Annotated in this window: 12 protein-coding genes; 2 read left to right on the top strand and 10 right to left on the bottom strand. The window is 61.5% G+C overall.

Going from position 1 to position 16586, the window contains the following annotated elements; genetic code table 11:
* Positions 1-16 precede the first annotated feature (16 nt).
* From AB7M25_RS06755 to arcD (AB7M25_RS06795), 9 genes are all read right to left on the bottom strand, one after another.
* The gene (locus AB7M25_RS06755) at positions 17-1393 is read right to left on the bottom strand and encodes an L-serine ammonia-lyase (protein ID WP_454237095.1); all 1377 of its coding nucleotides are present in this window, start codon (positions 1391-1393) and stop codon (positions 17-19) included.
* A gap of 204 nt (positions 1394-1597) precedes the next feature.
* Positions 1598-4450, bottom strand: coding sequence for an aminomethyl-transferring glycine dehydrogenase (gcvP, locus tag AB7M25_RS06760; protein ID WP_454237096.1), 2853 nt, complete (start codon positions 4448-4450; stop codon positions 1598-1600).
* Between the two features lie 11 nt (positions 4451-4461).
* Positions 4462-4845, bottom strand: a complete 384-nt coding sequence (gene gcvH / locus AB7M25_RS06765) for a glycine cleavage system protein GcvH (RefSeq protein ID WP_454237097.1) — start codon at positions 4843-4845, stop codon at positions 4462-4464.
* A gap of 439 nt (positions 4846-5284) precedes the next feature.
* Positions 5285-6793, bottom strand: a complete 1509-nt coding sequence (locus tag AB7M25_RS06770; protein ID WP_454237098.1) for a sigma-54-dependent transcriptional regulator — start codon at positions 6791-6793, stop codon at positions 5285-5287.
* Positions 6794-6993: 200 nt separating this feature from the next.
* The gene (locus tag AB7M25_RS06775) at positions 6994-7356 is read right to left on the bottom strand and encodes a DUF5064 family protein (protein ID WP_429386156.1); all 363 of its coding nucleotides are present in this window, start codon (positions 7354-7356) and stop codon (positions 6994-6996) included.
* A gap of 12 nt (positions 7357-7368) precedes the next feature.
* Positions 7369-8298 (bottom strand): carbamate kinase, encoded by a 930-nt coding sequence (gene arcC, locus AB7M25_RS06780; protein ID WP_104449203.1) that lies wholly within the window; start codon positions 8296-8298, stop codon positions 7369-7371.
* A 150-nt stretch (positions 8299-8448) separates the two neighbouring features.
* Positions 8449-9459 (bottom strand): ornithine carbamoyltransferase, encoded by a 1011-nt coding sequence (locus AB7M25_RS06785; RefSeq protein WP_007974406.1) that lies wholly within the window; start codon positions 9457-9459, stop codon positions 8449-8451.
* A gap of 81 nt (positions 9460-9540) precedes the next feature.
* On the bottom strand, positions 9541-10797 hold the full coding sequence (arcA, locus tag AB7M25_RS06790; protein ID WP_454237099.1) for an arginine deiminase: 1257 nt from the start codon (positions 10795-10797) through the stop codon (positions 9541-9543).
* Positions 10798-10830: 33 nt separating this feature from the next.
* Positions 10831-12258, bottom strand: a complete 1428-nt coding sequence (gene arcD / locus AB7M25_RS06795; protein ID WP_454237100.1) for an arginine-ornithine antiporter — start codon at positions 12256-12258, stop codon at positions 10831-10833.
* A gap of 444 nt (positions 12259-12702) precedes the next feature.
* Between arcD (AB7M25_RS06795) and arcD (AB7M25_RS06800) the strand changes: the two genes are divergently transcribed.
* Both arcD (AB7M25_RS06800) and AB7M25_RS06805 read left to right on the top strand, forming a co-directional pair.
* Positions 12703-14130, top strand: a complete 1428-nt coding sequence (gene arcD / locus AB7M25_RS06800; protein ID WP_429386160.1) for an arginine-ornithine antiporter — start codon at positions 12703-12705, stop codon at positions 14128-14130.
* Positions 14127-14990, top strand: a complete 864-nt coding sequence (locus AB7M25_RS06805) for a DNA-3-methyladenine glycosylase family protein (RefSeq protein WP_429386162.1) — start codon at positions 14127-14129, stop codon at positions 14988-14990. The genes arcD (AB7M25_RS06800) and AB7M25_RS06805 overlap by 4 nt, the downstream gene beginning before the upstream one ends.
* Positions 14991-15102: 112 nt before the next feature.
* Here the strand turns inward: AB7M25_RS06805 and AB7M25_RS06810 are convergent, their stop codons facing one another.
* Positions 15103-16452, bottom strand: a complete 1350-nt coding sequence (locus AB7M25_RS06810; protein ID WP_454237101.1) for a CoA transferase — start codon at positions 16450-16452, stop codon at positions 15103-15105.
* Between the last annotated feature and the right edge of the window lie 134 nt (positions 16453-16586).

Consider the following 16586-nt stretch of genomic DNA (forward strand, 5'->3'; position numbering starts at 1 on the left):
TGCAGATGAGCGCGCATCAGCACTCGATAATGTTGACCGCCAAACCGCCACGGGCGGTTTCCTTGTATTTGCTTTTCATGTCGGCGCCGGTCTGGCGCATGGTGCGGATGACCTTGTCGAGGGAGACGAAGTGTTGCCCGTCGCCGCGCATGGCCATGCGCACGGCATTGATGGCCTTGACCGAACCCATGGCGTTGCGCTCGATGCAAGGCACCTGCACCAGCCCGCCAATCGGGTCGCAGGTCAGCCCGAGGTTGTGTTCCATGCCGATTTCCGCGGCGTTCTCCACTTGTTGCACGGTGCCGCCGAGCACTTCGCACAAGGCTCCGGCGGCCATCGAGCAGGCGACGCCGACTTCACCCTGACAGCCGACTTCGGCGCCGGAAATCGAGGCGTTTTCCTTGTACAGAATGCCGATGGCGGCGGCAGTGAGCAGAAAGCGCACCACCCCGTCGTCATTGGCGCCGGGGATAAAGCGCATGTAGTAATGCAGCACCGCCGGAATGATCCCGGCCGCACCATTGGTGGGCGCCGTGACCACGCGTCCGCCGTTGGCGTTTTCTTCATTGACGGCCAGGGCGTACAGGTTGACCCAGTCCAGCACCGACAGCGGATCGCGCAAGGACGATTCAGGGTTGCTGCACAATTGCCGATGCAGCGCTGCCGCCCGTCGTTTGACCTTCAAGCCACCGGGCAGGATGCCTTCATTACGGCAACCGGCGGCGACGCAGTCCTGCATGACCTGCCAGATCTTCAGCAGGCCGGCGCGGGTTTCCGCTTCCGGGCGCCAGGCGCTTTCGTTCGTCAACATCACCTGGCTGATCGACAGGCCGTATTTGGCGCAATGAGCGAGCAGGTCCTTGGCGCTTTTGAAAGGGAAGGTCAGGGGTGTGGCGTCTTCGACGATGCGGTCGGCGCCGGCAGCGTCCTCATCGACCACGAAACCGCCGCCGACCGAGTAGTACTCGCGGCTGCGGATCTGCAAACCCGCCGCATCGAAGGCGCGAAAAATCATGCCGTTGGGGTGGTAGGGCAACGGTTTGCGAATCATCGCCAGGTGTTCTTTCTCGTTGAACGCGATGCTGTGTTCGCCGAGCAGGTTCAAGCGTGCGTTGCTGCGAATCTCTTGCAGGCGCGCAGCGACGGTTTCGGTATCCACGGTGTCCGGGTGTTCGCCTTCCAGGCCCAGCAGCACAGCCTTGTCACTGCCGTGGCCTTTGCCGGTGGCGCCGAGCGAGCCGTACAGCTCGACCTTGACGCAGGTGGTGGCCGTCAGCAGCCCTTCACGGCGCAGGCCTTCGACGAAGCGCGCAGCGGCGCGCATCGGGCCGACGGTGTGGGAGCTGGAGGGGCCGATGCCAATCTTGAACAGGTCGAACACGCTTAACGACATGGTGGTTCTCCGGTTTCTTGTTATAGGAATAGGCGGAAAAATCTTGTGGGAAGACCTGATCCTGTAGGAGCTGGCTTGCCAGCGATGGCGGTGTGTCAGGCAACAGAGATGGAGACTGATCCACCCTCATTGCTGGCAAGCCAGCTCCCACAGAGATTTGTGGTGTTCTTGAGAGGGGCGAGTAGACCCCGCCCCCTCATTGGTTTAAGCGTAGCTTTCGATCGACGGGCAGGCGCAGACCAGGTTGCGGTCGCCGAACACGTTGTCGACGCGACCGACCGGCGGCCAGTACTTGCCTTCGATCAGCGACGCAACCGGGTAAACCGCTTGTTCGCGGCTGTACGGGTGCGACCACTCGCCCACCAGTTCCTTGGCGGTGTGTGGAGCGTTTTTCAGCGGGTTGTCGTCCTTGTCCAGGGTGCCGTTTTCCACCGCGCGGATTTCTTCGCGGATGCGGATCATGGCGTCGCAGAAGCGGTCCAGTTCTTCCTTGGATTCGCTTTCGGTCGGCTCGATCATCAGCGTGCCGGCCACCGGGAACGACATGGTCGGCGCGTGGAAACCGAAGTCGATCAGGCGCTTGGCCACGTCATCGACGCTGATGCCGCTGCTGTCTTTCAATGGACGCAGGTCGAGGATGCATTCGTGCGCCACCAGGCCGTTGCTGCCGGTGTACAGCACTGGATAGTGCTCTTCGAGACGACGGGAGATGTAGTTGGCATTGAGAATCGCCAGCTGCGAAGCGCGCTTGAGGCCCGCGCCACCCATCATGCGAATGTACATCCAGGTGATCGGCAGAATGCTCGCGCTGCCGAACGGTGCCGCGCAAACGGCGCCTTCCTTGCGCTCCATCTGCGCGTGGCCCGGCAGGAACGGCGCCAGGTGCGATTTCACACCGATCGGGCCGACGCCCGGGCCGCCACCGCCGTGCGGGATGCAGAAGGTCTTGTGCAGGTTCAGGTGCGACACGTCGCCGCCGAACTTGCCCGGCGCGCAAAGGCCGACCATGGCGTTCATGTTGGCGCCGTCGATGTACACCTGGCCGCCGTTGTCATGAACGATGCCGCAGATTTCGCGGATGCCTTCTTCGAACACGCCGTGGGTCGACGGGTAGGTGATCATCAGCGCGGCGAGGTGTTCGCGGTGCTCGATGGCCTTGGCGCGCAGGTCTTCGATGTCGACGTTGCCGCGGGCATCGCACGCGGTCACGACCACACGCATACCGGCCATCTGAGCGGTGGCCGGGTTGGTGCCGTGGGCCGACGACGGGATCAGGCAGATGTCGCGGCGGTCTTCGCCACGGCTCTGGTGGTAGGCACGGATCGCCAAGAGACCTGCGTATTCACCCTGGGAACCGGCGTTCGGTTGCAGCGAAACCGAGTCGTAGCCGGTCGCAGCGCACAGCATGGCTTCCAGTTCGTCGGTCAATTGCTGATAACCGGCGCTTTGCTCGGCCGGGGCGAACGGGTGCAGGGCACCGAATTCGGCCCAGGTCACCGGGATCATTTCGCTGGCGGCGTTGAGCTTCATGGTACACGAACCCAGCGGGATCATGGTGCGGTCCAGCGCCAGGTCCTTGTCCGCCAGTTTGCGCAGGTAGCGCATCAGCTCGGTTTCCGAGTGATAGCGGTTGAACACCGGGTGGCTGAGAATCGGCGACTGACGTACCAGCGCGGCCGGGATGGCGCTCTGCACCGAGGCGGCGAGGGCGGCGAAGTCCGGCAGGGCCTTGCCGTCGGACAGCAGGCTCCACAGGGTTTCAACGTCGGCCTGAGTGGTGGTTTCGTCCAGGGACAGGCCCAGGCGGTCGCCATCGACCACGCGCAGGTTGATGCGCTGGGCGTGCGCCTTGTCGTGCAGGGCGGCGGTTTGGGCGCCGGTCTTCACGGTCAGGGTGTCGAAGAAGTTCGCTTGCTCGACGTTCAGACCCAATGCGCTCAAGCCTTTGGCCAGGATCGCAGTCAGGTGGTGCACGCGATTGGCGATCTGCGTCAGGCCTTTCGGACCGTGGTACACGGCGTACATGCTGGCGATGTTGGCCAGCAGCACTTGCGCGGTGCAGATGTTCGACGTGGCTTTCTCGCGACGGATGTGTTGCTCGCGGGTCTGCATGGCCAGGCGCAGGGCCGGGTTGCCGAAACGGTCTACGGAAACACCGACCAGGCGGCCCGGCATGTCACGCTTGAAGGCGTCCCTGGTGGAGAAATAAGCGGCGTGCGGACCACCGAAGCCCAGCGGCACGCCGAAGCGCTGTGCGCTGCCGATGGCCACGTCGGCACCGAATTCGCCCGGTGCGGTCAGCACGGTCAGGGCCAGCAGGTCGGCCGCCACGGCGACGAGAGCGTTGGCGGCGTGGAAGCGTTCGGTCAGCTCGCGGTAATCGAACACGTCGCCGTTGCTTGCCGGGTATTGCAGCAGGGCGCCGAAGAACGGCGTCACGTCGGTCAGTTCACGTTCGTCGCCCACCACCACGTCGATGCCCAGAGGCTCGGCACGGGTGCGCAGCACGTCGAGGGTTTGCGGGTGGCAATGCACGGAGGCGAAGAATTGATGGCTGCCTTTGTTCTTGCTCAGGCGTTTGCAGAAGGTCATGGCTTCGGCAGCGGCGGTGGCTTCGTCGAGCAGCGAGGCGTTGGCGATCGGCAGGCCGGTGAGGTCGCTGATCAGGGTCTGGAAGTTCAGCAGCGCTTCGAGGCGGCCCTGGGAGATTTCTGGCTGGTACGGGGTGTAGGCGGTGTACCAGGCCGGATTTTCCAGCAGGTTGCGCAGGATCGGCGACGGCGTGTGGGTGCCGTAGTAACCCTGGCCGATGAAGGTCTTGAACAGCTGGTTTTTGCTCGCGATGGACTTGATCAAGGCCAGGGCATCGGCTTCGCTCAGGCCGTCTTCCAGGCCGAGGACGCTGGTGCCCTTGATGCTGTCGGGAATCACGCTGGCGCTCAGGGCTTCCAGGGAGTCGAAGCCGAGGCTGTTGAGCATGGCTTGCTCGTCACCGGCGCGCGGGCCGATGTGACGGGCGATGAATTCATTGGCGGTGGTCAAATTGATCCGGGTCATGTCAGTGCTCCTCAGGCTTCGGCTTGGGCTTTGATCAGGCGGTCGTAAGCGTCCTGGTTCAGCAGTTGGCCGACAGCGGAGGCATCGGCAGGTTTGAAACGGAAGAACCAGCCTTCGCCCAGCGGATCTTCGTTGACCAGTTCAGGGCTGCTGTCCAGCGCCGGGTTCACTTCCAGCACTTCGCCGTCCAGCGGCATGTACACGCCGCTGGCGGCTTTTACCGATTCCACGGTGGCGGCTTCGGCGCCTTTGTCGTAGGACTGCAGCTCAGGCAATTGAACGAAAACCACGTCGCCCAGGGCGTTCTGTGCGAAAGCGGTGATGCCGACCGTGACGCTGCCGTCAGCTTCGGTGCGCAGCCATTCGTGATCTTCAGTAAAACGCAACTCGCTCATGGAAACTCCTAAGGGGCCAGACTCGTCTGGTGGACGCGATTGAATGCTTGGGCGATGCCCTGGTTATGGAGAACTACATAGCAAGAACGCGGCCAACGTTGTTTTTTTGTTATTTATCAATGTTTTATGAGGTTTCGACAAAGGCTGAAATTTATTCGCTGTAGCGAAATCGATACGGCATGTGTCAATGATAAAAGCCGAGGTGGATCAAAGCCTTGCACAGGCGTGATCGGAGAGGGGTGTAGCGATATCGTGCCGCTGTAGCGCTTTCAGTACAGATGGAGGTCGTTTTTGGCGCAATTTTCCGGGTGACGGAGAACCTGTGGGAGCGGGCTTGCTCGCGAAAGCGTAGTGTCAGGCGACGATGTATTGACTGATGTACCGCCTTCGCGAGCAAGCCCGCTCCCACAGGGATCTGCGGTGGATTAGACACTGGGGCTCAAGCCTTGCCGGGAATCCCGTACTTGCGCAACCGATGGGCAATCGCGGTGTGGGAGGTTTGCAGGCGGGTCGCCAGTTGCCGGGTCGAGGGATAGCTGACGTAGAGTTTTTCCAGCAGGGTCTTTTCGAATTCGTCCATGGCCTGTTCCAGGCTGTCGACGTCATGGTCGCCCTGGCGGGCTACCGAAGTGCCGGCGATGTCGAGGTCGCCAATGTCCACCAGGCTGCTTTCGCAAATCGCCGCGGCGCGGAAGATCACGTTCTGCAATTGTCGTACGTTGCCCGGCCAGCGGTTGCCCAGCAGCGCCGGGTAAGTGCCCGGTGCCAGGCGACAGATCGGGCGCTGGATCTGCGCACAGGCCTGCTGCATGAAGTAGCGGGCCAGCAGCAGAATGTCCTGTCCGCGCTCGCGCAACGGCGGCACTTCAACATTCAGGACGTTGAGGCGATAAAACAGGTCTTCGCGGAACAGGCCTTCGCTGACCATTTTTTCCAGATCGCGGTGGGTTGCGCTGAGGATCCGCACGTTGACCTTGACCTCGCGGTCACCGCCGACCCGGCGAAAACTGCCGTCGTTGAGGAAACGCAGCAGCTTGGCTTGCAAATACGGTGACATCTCGCCGATTTCATCGAGAAACACCGTGCCCTGGTTGGCCAGCTCCATCAGCCCTGGCTTGCCGCCGCGTTGCGCGCCGGTGAAAGCGCCGGGGGCGTAGCCGAACAGTTCACTTTCGGCGAGGTTCTCTGGCAATGCCGCACAGTTCAACGCCAGAAAGGGTGAGCTGTGCCGGGCGCTGATGGCGTGGCAGGCACGGGCCACCAGTTCCTTGCCGGTGCCGGTTTCCCCCTGGATCAGCAGCGGCGCATCGAGGGCCGCCACCCGCTGGGCGCGCGCCTTGAGGGTGCGGATGACCGGGGACTCGCCGAGCAGTGCATCGAAACCTTCGGCATGGTCATGGTGCAGTGCGGAAAGACGTTCGCCGATGCGGTTCGGCTGGTACAGGGTCAGCAGGGCACCGGCGTCGGTGATCGGTGTGGCGTCGAGCAGGAAGGTCTGGCCATTGACGATGATTTCCCGCAGCGGCAGGCGAAAGCCTTGCTCGAGCAGGGCGTCGAGCAAGGCCGCGTCGGCAAACAGGTCGGCCACGCTTTCACCCCCCGGTTCGCGGCCGTACAGGGCGATCAACGCCGGGTTGGCCAGCAGCACCTTGCCGTCGCTGTCCAGTGCCAGCACCGGATCGGTCATGGCGGCCAGCAACGCGTCGAGCTGCAAGTGCCGACGCTGGCCGGGCAGGATGTCGACCACCGTCACCGCCTGCACGCCACGCACGCTGAACAGGGCATCGCGCAGTTCCTCGAGGACTTGCGGGCTCAGGGTCGGGGCGTCTATGTACACATTGGGCGGGACCATTTCCACCGCATCCAGGTTCAGATTGCGCCCGCCAAGCAGGGCCAGGACTTCCTGGGTGATACCGACGCGGTCGATGAAGCTGACGTGGATACGCATGGGGCGGTTTCGGGGTCTGCAGTGCGGAGGGTGGCAAGTATGCCTTGGGGCGGGCTAATGGTGAAATCCTGCGCGGGATTTCCTGACGACGACAATCCCCTGTGGGAGCGGGCTTGCCCGCGATGACGGCGGTAGATCTGGCATTGATGTGACAGATATACCGCTATCGCGGGCAAGCCCGCTCCTACAGGAATGCGGGGCTACTCGAATTTCTCGAGATCTATCGGGTCGCCGGATTTCATATTCAGTTGCTTGCGGATGTCTTCGAACATCAGGTCGTAATGTTCGTGTGACGAACCAATGGCGATTTTTTCTTTGGGAATGCCATATTTCTCGGCGATTTTCGTCACATTGCTGGCGAAGTTGTAGGCTTCCTCCTTGGGCAGGAAGAAGGGCTCCTTCAGGTCCTTGCCCTGAATGCTGCCATGCATGGTGAACTGAATGCCTTTTTCCCCTTTGGGGTTCTTGCTGACTTCATAGTCGAGGTGGATGTTGTAGCTCACATCATCTTTGTTCAGCGCATGGCGCTCGATGTGCAAGCGACCTGGATCAAACATTGCCATAAACGCCTCTCTCTACAAGTAAGTAATGCCGGCGGTCGCCGTGCTGATGCGCGTACCGGCCTTGCCCTGGACGATCGCTTCGATGTCCGCGAGCGAGCCGATCACCGCCACTTTTCCAGTATGGCGCGCGAATTCGCAGGCTGCCTGCACCTTCGGTCCCATGGAGCCGGCGGCGAAGCCGAGTTTTTCCATTTCGTCGGGGTGCGCCTGGGCGATGGCTTTCTGCGTGGGTTTGCCAAAGTCGATGAAAGCGGCGTTGACGTCGGTGGCAATCACCAGCAGATCGGCTTCAAGCTGTTCGGCCAGCAGCGCCGAGCACAGATCCTTGTCGATGACCGCTTCGACGCCCTCGAGTTTTCCGGGCGAGGTATACATGGTCGGAATGCCGCCGCCACCGGCGCAGATCACGATGCTGCTTTTTTCCAGCAGCCATTTGATCGGACGGATTTCGAAGATGCGCTTGGGTTTCGGGCTGGCGACCACGCGGCGGTACTTGTCGCCGTCCGGAGCAATAGCCCAGCCTTTTTCGGCGGCGAGTTGTTCCGCCTCGGCCTTGCTGTAGACCGGGCCGATGGGCTTGGTCGGGTTCTTGAAGGCCGGGTCATTGGCATCGACTTCGACCTGGGTCAGCAGGGTCGCGAAGGGCACTTCGAAGTCCAGCAGGTTGCCCAGTTCCTGTTCGATGATGTAGCCGATCATGCCTTCGGTCTCGGCGCCGAGTACGTCCAGCGGGTAGGGCGAAACCGAGGTGTAGGCCGCCGCCTGCAATGACAGCAGGCCGACCTGGGGGCCATTGCCGTGGGCAATGACCAGTTGGTTGCCGGGATGGATCTTGGCGATCTGTTCGGTGGCGATCCGGATGTTGGCGCGCTGGTTGTCAGCGGTCATCGGTTCGCCGCGGCGGAGCAGGGCATTACCGCCCAGAGCAACGACGATACGCATGGTGTCAGTCCTTCTAAAAGAGAAGTAAACGGGCGAACTCCGTCTCCTGTGGGAGCTGGCTTGCCAGCGATGGGATCACCGCGGTCTATCTGAAACACCGAGGTGCGGCCATCGCTGGCAAGCCAGCTCCCACAAGGAGCCGGTCGGCCGTTACAGGTCAGCCAGCGTCGACACCAGAATCGCCTTGATGGTATGCATGCGGTTTTCCGCTTGCTCGAAGGCGATGCAGGCCGGCGACTCGAACACGTCATCGGTCACTTCGATGCCGTTGCTCAGGTGCGGGTACTGCTCGGCAATCTGCTTGCCGACTTTGGTATCACAGTTGTGGAACGCCGGCAGGCAGTGCATGAACTTGGTGCGCGGGTTGCCGGTGGCTTTCATCAGTTCGGCGTTGACCTGGTACGGCAGCAGTTGCTGGATGCGTTCGGCCCAGGCTTCAACCGGTTCGCCCATCGACACCCAGACATCGGTGTGGATGAAGTCGACGCCCTTGACCGCCGCTTTCGGGTCTTCGGTGAGGGTGATGCGCGCGCCGCTTTCTTCGCCGTACTGTTTGCAGCGGGCGACCAGGTCGTCCGCCGGCCACAGGGCTTTTGGCGCGCAGATGCGCACGTCCATGCCGAGCTTGGCGCCGATCAGCAACAGCGAGTTACCCATGTTGTTGCGCGCGTCGCCGAGGTAGGCGTAGCTGATTTCGTGGATCGGTTTGTCGGCGTGTTCACGCATGGTCAGCACGTCGGCAATCATTTGTGTCGGGTGATACTCGTCGGTCAGGCCGTTGAACACCGGTACGCCGGCGAACTTGGCCAGCTCCTCGACGATTTCCTGCTTGAAGCCACGGTACTCGATGGCGTCGTACATGCGCCCGAGCACGCGGGCGGTGTCCTTCATGCTTTCCTTGTGGCCGATCTGCGAGGAGTTCGGGTCGATGTAGGTGACGTTGGCGCCCTGGTCGTAGGCTGCAACTTCGAACGCGCAACGGGTGCGGGTCGAGGTTTTTTCGAAGATCAGCGCGATGTTGTTGCCCTTGAGATGCTGCTGTTCGGTGCCGGTGTACTTGGCACGCTTGAGGTCGCGGGACAGGTCGAGCAGGTAGCGCAATTCGCGAGGGGTGTGGTGTTCCAGGCTCAGCAGATTGCGGTTATGGATATTGAACGCCATTTTGGATCTCCTAAGGTGTCGGTTATCCTCTTGGTCCGTGCATGCCCTGGGGTAGAGGGCAGCGCGGGCCAAGGTAATAGGTTAGTAGTCGATCGGGTCGCGGATGATCGGGCAGGTCATGCAGTGGCCGCCGCCCCGTCCCCGGCCGAGTTCGCCGGCGCTGATGGTGATGACCTCCACCCCGGCCTTGCGCAGCAGGGTATTGGTGTAGGTATTGCGGTCGTAGCCGATGACCACGCCCGGCTCCACGGCCACCACGTTGTTGCCGTCGTCCCATTGCTCGCGTTCGGCGGCGAAGCTGTTGCCGCCGGTCTCCACCACGCGCAACGCTTTGAGGTTGAGAGCCTGGGCGACGGTGTCGAGGAAGTTGGTGTCTTCGCGACGGATGTCGATGCCGCCTGCCTTGCTTTCATCAGGGTGCAGGGTGAAGGCGACAATCTGGTTCACCACTTCCGGGAAGATCGTGACGAGGTCGCGATCGCAGAAGCTGAACACGGTGTCCAGGTGCATCGCCGCGCGGGATTTCGGCAGGCCGGCGACTATCACTTTCTCGACGGCCTTGTTCTTGAACAGGTTCACCGCCAGTTGGGCAATGGCCTGGCGCGAGGAGCGTTCGCCCATGCCGATCAACACCACGCCGTTGCCGATCGGCATCACATCACCGCCCTCAAGGGTGGCGTTGCCGTGGTCCTTGTCCGGGTCGCCGTACCAGATCTGGAAGTCGGCGTTGGTGAACTCGGGGTGGAATTTGTAGATGGCGGTGGTCAGCAGGGTCTCCTGACGGCGCGCCGGCCAGTACATCGGGTTGAGGGTGACGCCACCGTAGATCCAGCAGGTGGTATCGCGGGTGAACTGGGTGTTGGGCAGCGGCGGCAGGATGAAGCTGGAGTGGCCGAGGAAGTCGCGGAACATCTCGATGGCCTTGCCGCCGAAACTGGTCGGTAAGTCGTCGCCCGATACGCCGCCGATCAGGAACTCGGCGATGTGACGTGGTTCCAGGCTGCGCAGCCACGAGGCGGTTTCGTTGATCAGGCCCAGGCCCACCGAGTTGGCGGTGATCTTGCGTTCCAGAATCCAGTCCAGGGCTTCGGGAATGGCGACGATGTCGGTCAGCAGGTTGTGCATTTCCAGCACATCGACGTTACGTTCGCGCATCTTGGTGACGAAGTCGAAGTGGTCGCGCTTGGCCTGGGCCACCCACAGCACGTCATCGAACAGCAGTTCGTCGCAGTTGTTCGGGGTCAGCCGCTGATGGGCAAGTCCTGGGGAGCAAACCATGACTTTGCGCAGTTTGCCGGCTTCGGAATGGACGCCGTACTTAACTTTTTCCGTGGTCATTACAGTGATCCTCCAGATGACAAAACAATTGCATTACAGGGTCAGGAAGCCGTCGTAGAGGCCGTAGGCCGCCACCACGGCGCCGACGACCACCGCAGCGAAAATCAGCTTCTCGACGTTGGTGAAAACCGGTTTGTTGATTTCCAGCTTGGCCTTGGCGAACAGGATCACGCCGGGGGCGTAGAGCAGGGCGGACAGCAGCAGGTATTTGGTGCCGCCGGCATAGAGCAGCCAGACCGCATAGACCAGGGCCACGGCGCCGATGATGAGATCTTTCTGCCGACCGCCGGGCGCGCCCTCGTAGGTTTCGCCCCGCACGGCCAACAGCAGTGCGTAGGCCGCCGACCACAGGTAAGGCACCAGGATCATCGAGGTGGCGAGGTAGATCAGCGACAGGTAGGTACTGGCCGAGAACAAGGTGATGATCAGGAAGATCTGCACCATGGCGTTGGTCAGCCACAGGGCATTGACCGGTACATGGTTGGCGTTTTCGCGGCGCAAAAACGCCGGCATGGTGTGGTCCTTGGCCGCGGCGAACATGATCTCCGCACACAGCAGCACCCACGACAGCAACGCCCCCAGCAGCGAGATGATCAGGCCGACGCTGATCAGCACTGCACCCCAGTGCCCGACCACATGCTCCAGCACCGCCGCCATCGACGGGTTCTGCAGTTTGGCCAGTTCCGGCTGAGTCATGATCCCCAGCGACAGCACGTTCACCAGGACCAAAAACAACAGTACGGTGACAAAGCCGATCACGGTGGCTTTACCCACGTCGCTGCGTTTTTCCGCGCGGGCCGAAAAGATGCTCGCGCCTTCGATGCCGATGAACACCCACACGGTGACCAGCATCATCTTGCGCACCTGGTCCATCACGCTGCCCAGGTCCGGGTTCTTGAGCCCCCAGATGTCGGCGGTGAAGATGTCCAGTTTGAAGGCGAACAACGCGATCAACATGAACAGCACCAGCGGCACGATCTTGGCGACGGTGGTCACCAGGTTGATGAACGCCGCTTCCTTGATGCCTCGCAGTACGAGGAAATGCACGGCCCAGAGCAGCACCGAGGCACCGATCACGGCGGCAGGGGTATTCCCCTCCCCGAATATCGGAAAGAAGTAGCCGAGTGTGCTGAACAACAGGACGAAGTAACCGACGTTGCCCAGCCAGGCACTGATCCAGTATCCCCAGGCGGACGAGAAGCCCATGTAGTCGCCGAAACCGGCCTTGGCGTAGGCGTAGACCCCGCCGTCCAGGTCGGGTTTGCGATTGGCCAGGGTCTGGAACACGAATGCCAGGGTGAGCATACCGACGGCGGTGATTGCCCAACCGATCAGAATGGCACCGACATCGGCACTGGCGGCCATGTTTTGCGGCAAGGAAAAGATCCCGCCACCAATCATCGAACCGACGACTAATGCAACCAGTGCGCCGAGTTTGAGTTTTCCGGGAGCTTCAGACATTGCATGACTCCAATGCAGGAGAAGAGAGGCAACAGACTAATTCCGTTGGCTATCCAATCAGCTGACTTGGATCACTAAATGAGAGCGTTCCCAGTCTCATGGCGGAGTGCTATCACTTGCAAGGCGGCTGCTTGTAATGCTTGATCTAGAGCCTTTTTAGTGAATTATTTCAGTACTTTTGTGTTTTGTTTCGAATTATGACGCTAGTTGGTTTTTCAGAATTCGCCAATCTTCTTCACGGGTTTTTTGTACGAAATGGATGTATTGGAAAAGCGTATACAACAAATGATTATATCGGCGCCTTTAATAGCCGTTTTGTGCAAGTAAAAAGACATATATTGGCGTTATCCAATAAACGTTATTACGCTTCAACGGTTTAGTTGACGCCCGATATGTGACGATCTCGCGGCAGTGGTCGCCCCCCGGAAAAATGGAGATGCAACGATGTCGCAATCACCGAACAAGCTTCGCCTGAGCGCATTGATCGCCCTGGTGGTGGGTTCGATGATCGGCGGCGGGATCTTTTCCCTGCCGCAAAACATGGCGGCCAGGGCCGATGCCGGGGCGATCCTGATCGGTTGGGCGATCACCGCCGTCGGCATGCTGACCCTGGCGTTCGTGTTCCAGACCCTGGCCAATCGCAAGCCGGAGCTGGAGTCCGGGGTGTATGCCTATGCCAAGGCCGGGTTCGGCGACTACATGGGCTTCTCGTCCGCCTGGGGGTACTGGATCAGTGCCTGGCTGGGCAACGTCGGCTATTTCGTGCTGCTGTTCAGCACCCTTGGTTATTTTGTTCCGGTCTTTGGCGAAGGCAACACGCCGATCGCCATCGCCTGCGCTTCGCTGCTGCTCTGGACCGTGCATTTTGTGGTGATGCGCGGGATCAAGGAGGCGACGTTCATCAACCAGGTGACCACCGTGGCCAAGATCGTGCCGTTGATCATGTTCATCGTGATTGCCGCCGTTGCGTTCCAGGCGGACATCTTTACCCTCGATATCTGGGGGCGTAACAACCCGGAATTCGGCAGTGTGATGAATCAGGTTCGGCACATGATGCTGGTCACCGTGTTCGTGTTCATCGGTATCGAGGGGGCCAGTGTCTATTCCGCCCGGGCGGAGAAACGTTCCGACGTGGGCCGGGCGACGGTGATCGGGTTCATTGGGGTATTGGCACTGTTGGTGCTGGTGAACGTGCTGTCGCTGGGGATCATGACCCAGCCGGAACTGGCGAAACTGCAGAACCCCTCGTTGGCGGCGGTGCTTGAGCATATCGTCGGCCCCTGGGGCGCATTGCTGATCAGCGTCGGCCTGGCGATCTCGCTGTTGGGGGCGTTGCTGTCCTGGGCGCTGTTGTGCGCCGAAATTCTGTTCGCCACGGCGAAAGACAAGACCATGCCGGCATTCCTGACCAGGGAAAATGCCAACCGTGTGCCGGTCAATGCAATGTGGCTGACCAACTCGATGATCCAGTTGTTCCTGCTGATCACGCTGTTTTCCGCCGGCACCTACACCAGTCTGATTTACCTGGCGTCATCGATGATTCTGGTGCCGTACCTGTGGTCGGCGGCCTATGCGGTGTTGTTGTGCGTGCGCGGGGAAACGTACCAGCAGGCAACCGCCGAGCGCAGCAAGGATTTGCTGGTTGGCGTCATCGCCTTGAGTTACGCGGTGTGGTTGCTGTACGCCGGTGGCCTGAAGTATTTACTGCTGTCGGCGTTGCTGTATGCGCCGGGTGTGATCCTGTTTGCCAAGGCCCGCCATGAACAGGGCATGCCATTGTTCACGACGCTCGAGAAAGGCATTTTCACCGCGGTCATCGGCGGCGCCGGGCTGGCGGCCTATGGGCTGTATAGCGGGTTGCTGAGTCTGTGAAGCTGTTGCTGGCGTATCAGCCGCCTTATGACTGGCCGGCCATGCTGGGATTTTTGTCGGCTCGGGCGATTGCAGGACTGGAAACGGTTGCTGACGGCGCCTACTGGCGCAGCATCGATCTGAAGGGGATGCATGGCAGTTTTTCTATCCGGCCTGCCACGTCTGACGCCCTTGAGCTGACGCTGGACTTTCCCGACCCGAGCGCCGTGCCCGACATCGTCGCAAGCGTGCGGCGGATGTTCGATCTAGATGCCGACCTCGCCCCGATCCATCGGCATTTAACGCTTGATCCGCTGATGGCGCGGTTGATTGCCGAGCGTCCCGGATTGCGTGTGCCGGGGGCGTGGGACGGGCTGGAACTGGCGATCCGCGCGGTGCTGGGGCAGCAGATTACGGTGGCGGCGGCGATCCGCCTGGCGGGGAAACTGGTAGCGCAATATGGCGCTCCGCTGGGTAATCCGTTGCCGGGCTTGAGCCATGTATTCCCCACGGCTGACGTGTTGGCGGGGGCAGACCTGGCTGCGCTGGGCATGCCGAAAAGCCGCGGGCGGACCTTGTCGGGTGTGGCTCGGGCATTGCTCGATGACCCGCGATTGTTCGAGCCCGGCCGGGAGGGGGGCGTAGCGCGGTTGCTGGCGTTGCACGGGATTGGTGACTGGACGGCGCAGTACATTGCGTTGCGACAGTTGCGGGAGATGGATGGATTTCCCAATGGCGATGTGGGGCTGGTCAATGCGTTGGCGGCACTGGAGGGGGGGCCGGTGACGGCGAAGCAGCTGTTGGCGCGGGCTGAAGGGTGGCGGCCTTATCGAGGGTATGCGGCGCAGGTGCTGTGGACTTCGTTGAGTCGGGTGGACTGAGTTGATCCGGAATTTGTATCGATAATCCTGACGCCTTCGCGGGCAAGCCCGCTCCCACAGGTGATCGCAATAAAATGTGGGAGCGGGCTTGCTCGCGAAGGCGATCTGACGGTCACCACCACTGCGCGGGATGTGAACCCAGTTCCGTTGCCGGCAGCGCCCATTGCAACGGCGTCGCGGTGATCTTCAGCGGCACCTGCAACCGATGCGCCGGCCCCCAGGACGTTTGCTCCACCAGCGTCCCCAGATCCTGTTGATCTTCGCCACGCAACGACTCGTCCGGGCCGGGCCCATGCTCGATCAACAACTTCGCGGTGCGCGCCAACGACAATCGCGCCGAGCCGCCCATCCCGCTGCTCAGGCGTCCGGCCAACAACCTGATCGCACTGGCCGCCATCAAATACCCGGTGGCGTGATCGAGTGCCTGCACTGGCAATGGCGTCGGCTTGTCCGCCGACTTCCAGCGCATGCCCGCTTCGGCAATGCCACTGCTCATCTGTACCAGGCTGTCGAAGCCCCGACGATTTTGCCAGGGGCCACTCCAGCCATAGGCGTTGAGGCAAACATCAATCAGGCCGGGGTTCAGTTGCCGACGCTGATTCGTGCCCAAGCCAAGTCGCTCCAGCGCATCGGCACGATAGCCGTGGAGCAGAATGTCGGCGTCCTTGAGCAGGGATTCGAATACGCCGCGGTCGGACTTGTCGCTCAGATCAAGACGCGCGCAACGTTTTCCCAACGTGACTTCCGGCACCACCCCCGGCTCGTTCCAGGTCGGCGGATCGATGCGCAGGACATCGGCGCCCAGGCCTGCCAGAAAGCGGCTGGCGATGGGACCGGCCAGTACCCGGGTCAAGTCCAGCACCTTGATGCCGGCCAGTGGTCGAGCCACTGAACCTGTCCACGGTTTGTGGCTCTGGCTTGGGTGGTTGGCGAACAGAACCAAGGGTTCGGCATTCACTGCCTGGCCTTGAGGATGGGCCTGCCATTGGTCCCAGGTGCGCATTTCGGCGGCACAGCCACCGGCATCGACCACCGCCTGTTCCAGCTCGCTTTTCGCCCATTGCGCCACTTTGCCGGCCATCGCCGGGCGGTCGGTACAGGCACCGAGCACGCGTTCGGCAGCGGCGCGGTGATGGGGCGCGTTGGTGTGCAGGCGAATCCAGCCGTCGCGGGTGGCGTAGTCACCGGCCACCGGGTCCCACAGCGGCGGAACGCTCCAGCCTATCGGGCGAATCGAGGTCGCGAACCAGAAGGACGCCAGGCGTCGGTCAACTTCAAGGTCGGGCAGGCGTCCGGTCTGTTGGTGCAGCAGTTCGCTGGCGGCCTGGCCGGCGGCGGCGATGCTCGCGCAAGCCAGCTCGGTGACGGCAAATGCCGAGGGCAGGGCGCCCGTGGCGGTGAACGAGATCGGGGTGTTGGGCAAGCCGAGCGCGGCTTGAATGGACGTGAGCAGATCAGTCATTGAAGGCCCTCCGGAGCGAGAGGCCGAGCATAGACCAAAAAAACTGCAGTCCAGATGAATTCCTTTGTAGGAGCTGGCTTGCCAGCGATGGCGGACTGGCATTCAACGACCCTGTCGAATGAAAGATCGCTATC

This window comes from Pseudomonas sp. AP3_22 TE3818, assembly GCF_053628995.1.

Coding starts and splice junctions, on each gene's coding strand:
- arcA (WP_454237099.1), bottom strand. CDS start 10,797: ATGACCACGGAAAAAGTTAAGTACGGCGTCCATTCCGAAGCCGGCAAA.
- AB7M25_RS06775 (WP_429386156.1), bottom strand. CDS start 7,356: ATGGCAATGTTTGATCCAGGTCGCTTGCACATCGAGCGCCATGCGCTG.
- AB7M25_RS06785 (WP_007974406.1), bottom strand. CDS start 9,459: ATGGCGTTCAATATCCATAACCGCAATCTGCTGAGCCTGGAACACCAC.
- arcD (WP_454237100.1), bottom strand. CDS start 12,258: ATGTCTGAAGCTCCCGGAAAACTCAAACTCGGCGCACTGGTTGCATTA.
- arcC (WP_104449203.1), bottom strand. CDS start 8,298: ATGCGTATCGTCGTTGCTCTGGGCGGTAATGCCCTGCTCCGCCGCGGC.
- AB7M25_RS06755 (WP_454237095.1), bottom strand. CDS start 1,393: ATGTCGTTAAGCGTGTTCGACCTGTTCAAGATTGGCATCGGCCCCTCC.
- AB7M25_RS06810 (WP_454237101.1), bottom strand. CDS start 16,452: ATGACTGATCTGCTCACGTCCATTCAAGCCGCGCTCGGCTTGCCCAAC.
- gcvH (WP_454237097.1), bottom strand. CDS start 4,845: ATGAGCGAGTTGCGTTTTACTGAAGATCACGAATGGCTGCGCACCGAA.
- arcD (WP_429386160.1), top strand. CDS start 12,703: ATGTCGCAATCACCGAACAAGCTTCGCCTGAGCGCATTGATCGCCCTG.
- gcvP (WP_454237096.1), bottom strand. CDS start 4,450: ATGACCCGGATCAATTTGACCACCGCCAATGAATTCATCGCCCGTCAC.
- AB7M25_RS06770 (WP_454237098.1), bottom strand. CDS start 6,793: ATGCGTATCCACGTCAGCTTCATCGACCGCGTCGGTATCACCCAGGAA.